We start from the raw sequence: 5,232 nt of genomic DNA, 5'->3' as shown, positions 1-5,232 counted from the left end.
CCCCGGGCCGCAGCGCGTCACTGCCCGCCGTACCGATCGCCAGCTCCAGCGCGGCGGGGAGCGGATGGCAGCGGCCGGCCGCCGGGTACGTCACGGCGGCCGAGCCCAGCACACGGGCCTCCCGCCAGCCGCCCGCCGCGATACGGACGTACGTGCCGGTCTCCACGGAGTTCCGGACGGTGACCGGAAGAGGGGCGAGACCCAGGCCGTCGCAGTGGACGAGGGCGAGGCCCAGGGCCGGGAGGGCGGTGACCGCGTCGGCCGCGACCGGGCGGGCGCGGTTCCCGTCGGGTGTGTGGAGGACGAGGTGGGACAGGCCGTCGACCGCCTCGTGGCTGGTGACGACCGTGCCGTGGTGGTCCGCGGCGAAGCCGGTGCCGCGGGGCCGCCCGGCCAGGTCGCGGATCCGCACCAGCGCGCGGTCCGGCGCTTCCGCGCCCCCGCCGGACGCGGAGGCCGCGAGCTCGGAAGCCCCGAGCCCGGAAGCCCCCACTGTCGCGGGGGCCGCGGCCGGGGCCTCCGCGGCGCGGACCGGCACTCCTGCGGCCCAGGAAGGCGCACCCGTGACCTGGGAGGACGTATCCGTGGCCCGGGACGGTGTTCCGGCGGTCCGGGACGGTGTTTCCCCGGTCCGGGACGGTGTTCCCCCGGCCCGGACCGGCGTCTCCCCCGCCCGAGCGGGTGTCCCCCGGCCGGCGTCCCGGTCCTGCCGTGCCGGATGACCGGTCCCCCGGGCGGTCGCGGCGCCCGGCGCCCGATGACGGCCCCCGGCTTCCGGGCTCCGTCCCGCCATCTCCGAACCTCCCCGCCGCACGCGCCGTACCGTGCTTTCGGCGCTTCGATGTCCGACGGTAGGCGCGGGGACCGGACGCGACGGATCCGGAGCCGAACGAGCCCCCTCCCGCTCCCTTGGTTCACTCCGAGCGCCTGGCCGGACGGGTGAATGGACCGGGGCGGGTGGATGCACCCTTGAGTGGGGGAACCGAGGGGGACAGTGGAGCGGCGCGCACAGGAGACCCCGTGAACGCCGCTCCACGACGGAGCGACCGACCGGCGCGACCGGTCGACCCGGACCGCCGGGATCGGCCGGGGACCGGCCTGCCGGGGTCAGCCGAAGACCGCGAGGCTCCTGGCCTTGCCCTTCTGCTCCTCCACCAGCGCCAGGAACCGTCCCTCGGGGTCGAACACCCCGACGGCCCCGCTGCCGGTGTACTCGTCGGGCATCTCCAGCCGCACACCGTTCGTCAGCAGCTGCGCGCGCCTGGTGTCCACGTCCCACCGGGGGAACGCGGCCGTGGCGGCCTGCGCCACCGGCATCACGGTCAGCTCCTCCTGGAGCTGGTCGAGCGTACGGGCGGAGTCGAGCTTGTACGGGCCCACGCGGGTGCGCCGCAGGGCCGTCAGATGGCCGCCGACACCGAGGCCGGCGCCCAGGTCACGGGCGAGCGCGCGGATGTACGTACCGGACGAGCACACCACCGAGACGATCAGGTCCAGCACGGGCGTGCCGTCCTCGGCCACGGCGTCCCGGACGTCGTACACGGTGAACGACGAGATCCGCACCGGCCGGGCCGGGATCTCGAAGTCCTCGCCCTCGCGCGCCCGCTTGTACGAGCGCACGCCGTTGATCTTGATGGCGCTGACCTTGGACGGCACCTGCATGATGTCGCCGCTGAGCTGGGCGATCCCGGCGTCGATGGCGTCCCGGGTCACCCCGGAGGCGTCGGCCGACGAGGTGAGGTCGCCCTCGGCGTCGTCCGTCAGGGTGCTCTGCCCGAGCCGGATGGTGCCCAGGTACTCCTTCTCGGTCAGCGCGAGGTGCCCGAGGAGCTTGGTCGCCTTCTCGACGCCGAGGACGAGCACGCCCGTCGCCATGGGGTCGAGGGTGCCCGCGTGTCCGACGCGGCGGGTCTTCGCGATCCCGCGCATCTTGGCGACCACGTCGTGCGAGGTGAAGCCCGACGGCTTGTCGACGATGACGAGGCCGTCGGGCGTCTGCTGCTTCTGCGTCATTTGGCGGCGTCGCCGCCTGTTCCGTCGCCGTGCGCCGTGTGGCCGTCCGCCGCGTCGGCGTCCGGGTCGTCGGCGTCCGGGTCGTCGGCGGGCTCGTCGTCCTCCGGCTTCCGGTACGGGTCGGCGTCACCGGCGAAGGTGGCACCGGCCGAGACCTCGCGCACCTGGGCGTCCTTGGCCCGCGCCTTGTCGAGCAGGTCCTCGATGGTCTTGGCGGTGTCCGGCAGGGCGTCCGCCACGAAGGTGAGCGACGGGGTGAACTTCACGCCCGCCGCCGCGCCGACGGCCGAGCGGAGCACGCCCTTGGCGCTCTGCAGGCCCGCGGCGGCCGCCGCGCGCTCCTCGTCGTCGCCGTACACCGTGTAGAAGACGGTCGCCTCCCGGAGGTCCCCGGTGACCCGGGTGTCCGTGATGGTCACATGCGAACCGAGCCGCGGGTCCTTGATCCCGCGCTGCAGCTTCTGGGCAACCACCTCTCGGATGAGGTCCGCCAGCCTCTTCGCCCGCGCGTTGTCGGCCACTGGTCCGTCTCCCTACTTTCCTGCTGCTCCGTGTACGGGCGGTCCTTGCCGCCGCACGCTCATTCGTCGTCTTCCCCGTGCAGTCGCCGCCTCACCGACAGCAGCTCCACCTCGGGGTGCCCGGCGACCAGCCGCTCGCACCTGTCCAGTACGTCGGTCAGGTGGCCGGTGTCGCCGGAGACCACCGCCAGTCCGATGACGGCCCTGCGGTGGAGGTCCATGTGCTCCACCTCCGCCGCGCTCACCGCGTACTTGCGGATGAGTTCGGCCACGATCGGGCGGACGACGGAGCGCTTCTCCTTCAGCGACCGTACGTCGCCGAGGAGGAGGTCGAAGGACAGAGTCCCCACGTACATGTGTGTCCGGATGTCCCGCCGGTACGGGATAGGTGGCCCGGCCAGGCTTCTTGCCGGGGCACTTGAACGTTACCCCGAACCCCTGGTGCCGCTCGACGGGGTTTCGCCCCCGCCCCTTCCGTCGCCGGACGGGCCGGAAGCCGGGGCGCAGCCCCACTTCCAGGGGCGCGGGGAACTGCGCGACCAGCCCCCACCGGACCGCGGACACAGTCTCCGCGGAGCCCCGAAAACCCCGCGGGGGTTGCCCGACGGGAACCACAGTTCCCGTCGGCCAACCCCACACGGTCGAGCCGAGCCGCAGGCGTTACGCGCGCGGCTTCTCGCGCATCTCGTACGTCGCGATGACGTCGTCGATCTTGATGTCGTTGAAGTTGCCGAGGTTGATACCGCCCTCGAACCCTTCGCGGATCTCGGTGACGTCGTCCTTGAAGCGGCGCAGACCGGAGATGGTGAGGTTCTCCGCGATGACCTTGCCGTCGCGCAGCAACCGCGCCTTGGTGTTGCGCCTGACCTCGCCGGAGCGGACCAGCACACCGGCGATGTTGCCCAGCTTGGACGAGCGGAAGACCTCGCGGATCTCCGCCGTGCCGAGCTCGACCTCTTCGTACTCCGGCTTGAGCATGCCCTTGAGGGCCGCCTCGATCTCCTCGATGGCCTGGTAGATCACCGAGTAGTAGCGGACGTCGACGCCCTCGCGCTCCGCCATCTGCGCCGCGCGGCCCGCGGCGCGGACGTTGAAGCCGATGACGATGGCGTCGGATCCGGTCGCCAGGTCGATGTCCGACTCGGTGACCGCACCCACGCCGCGGTGCAGGACGCGGATGTCGACCTCTTCGCCGACGTCGAGCTGGAGCAGCGAGGACTCGAGGGCCTCCACCGAACCGGACGCGTCGCCCTTGATGATGAGGTTGAGTTCCTGCACCAGACCGGCCTTGAGCGCCTCGTCCAGGTTCTCCAGGGAGAACCGGACTCCGCGCCGGGCGAAGTTGGCGTTGCGCTCGCGCGCCGCGCGCTTCTCGGCGATCTGCCGGGCCGTACGGTCCTCGTCGACGACGAGGAAGTTGTCGCCGGCGCCCGGGACGTTGGTGAGACCGAGCACGAGGACGGGGGTCGAGGGACCCGCTTCCTCGACGTTGTTGCCGTTGTCGTCGAGCATCGCCCGGACCCGGCCGTACGCGTCGCCGACCACCATCGTGTCGCCGATGCGCAGCGTGCCGCGCTGGACCAGGACCGTCGAGACGGCACCGCGGCCGCGGTCGAGGTGGGACTCGATCGCGATGCCCTGCGCGTCCTGCTCCGGGTTGGCCCGCAGGTCGAGCGAGGCGTCCGCGGTGAGGACCACGGCCTCCAGCAGCTGGTCGATGTTCAGACCCTGCTTGGCGGAGATGTCGACGAACATCGTGTCGCCGCCGTACTCCTCGGCCACCAGACCGAACTCGGTGAGCTGACCGCGCACCTTGGTCGGGTCGGCACCCTCGACGTCGATCTTGTTGACCGCGACCACGATCGGCACCTCGGCCGCCTTGGCGTGGTTCAGCGCCTCGATCGTCTGGGGCATCACACCGTCGTTGGCCGCCACCACGAGGATCGCGATGTCGGTCGACTTGGCACCACGGGCACGCATGGCGGTGAACGCCTCGTGACCCGGGGTGTCGATGAAGGTGATCCTGCGCTCTTCGCCGTTGACCTCGGTCGCGACCTGGTACGCACCGATGTGCTGCGTGATGCCGCCGGCCTCGCCCGCGACGACGTTCGTCTTGCGGATGGTGTCGAGCAGGCGGGTCTTGCCGTGGTCGACGTGACCCATGACGGTCACGACCGGCGGACGGACGACCAGGTCGTCCTCGTCGCCCTCGTCCTCGCCGAACTCGATGTCGAAGGACTCGAGCAGCTCGCGGTCCTCCTCCTCGGGGCTGACGATCTCCAGGACGAAGTTCATCTCGTCCGCGAGGAGCTTCAGCGTCTCGTCGGAGACGGACTGCGTGGCGGTGACCATCTCGCCGAGGTTCATCATCACGCCGACGAGCGACGCCGGGTTGGCGCCGATCTTCTCGGCGAAGTCGGTGAGCGAGGCACCGCGCGACAGACGGACGGACTGCCCGTTGCCGCGAGGCAGCATGACGCCGCCGACCGACGGGGCCTGCATGGCCTCGTACTCCTGGCGCCTCTGCCGCTTCGACTTGCGGCCACGGCGCGCGGGACCACCGGGACGGCCGAAGGCGCCCTGTGTGCCACCACGGCCACCCGGACCACCGGGACGACCGCCGAAGCCGGGACGACCGCCGCCGCCACCGCCGGGACCACCCGGACGGCCGGCGAAACCGCCGCCACCGCCACCGGGA

General features: G+C 72.0%; 4 protein-coding genes and 1 pseudogene. All 5 read right to left on the bottom strand.

The genetic code is table 11. From position 1 onward, the window contains the following. Positions 1-412: pseudogene (locus HO151_RS06185) on the bottom strand (serine protease); the annotation flags it as partial. Between the two features lie 695 nt (positions 413-1,107). Next, positions 1,108-2,013: a tRNA pseudouridine(55) synthase TruB gene (gene truB, locus HO151_RS06180; RefSeq protein WP_173895092.1), complete on the bottom strand. Its 906-nt coding sequence runs from the start codon at positions 2,011-2,013 to the stop codon at positions 1,108-1,110. After that, the gene (gene rbfA, locus HO151_RS06175) at positions 2,010-2,534 is read right to left on the bottom strand and encodes a 30S ribosome-binding factor RbfA (RefSeq protein ID WP_173895091.1); all 525 of its coding nucleotides are present in this window, start codon (positions 2,532-2,534) and stop codon (positions 2,010-2,012) included. The genes truB and rbfA overlap by 4 nt, the downstream gene beginning before the upstream one ends. Positions 2,535-2,593: 59 nt before the next feature. After that, entirely contained in the window at positions 2,594-2,890 is a 297-nt protein-coding gene (locus HO151_RS06170) for a DUF503 domain-containing protein (RefSeq protein WP_149515329.1), read from the bottom strand. A 304-nt stretch (positions 2,891-3,194) separates the two neighbouring features. After that, the coding region (infB, locus tag HO151_RS06165; protein WP_173895090.1) for a translation initiation factor IF-2 at positions 3,195-5,232 on the bottom strand (2,038 nt) is incomplete at its 5' end.

The organism is Streptomyces sp. 8P21H-1 (assembly GCF_013302945.1).
This window is presented reverse-complemented; position numbering and strand designations above follow the sequence as displayed.

Excerpts from the sequence above, each read along its gene's own strand:
- truB (WP_173895092.1), bottom strand. The coding sequence starts at position 2,013 with ATGACGCAGAAGCAGCAGACGCCCGACGGCCTCGTCATCGTCGACAAG.
- HO151_RS06170 (WP_149515329.1), bottom strand. The coding sequence starts at position 2,890 with ATGTACGTGGGGACTCTGTCCTTCGACCTCCTCCTCGGCGACGTACGG.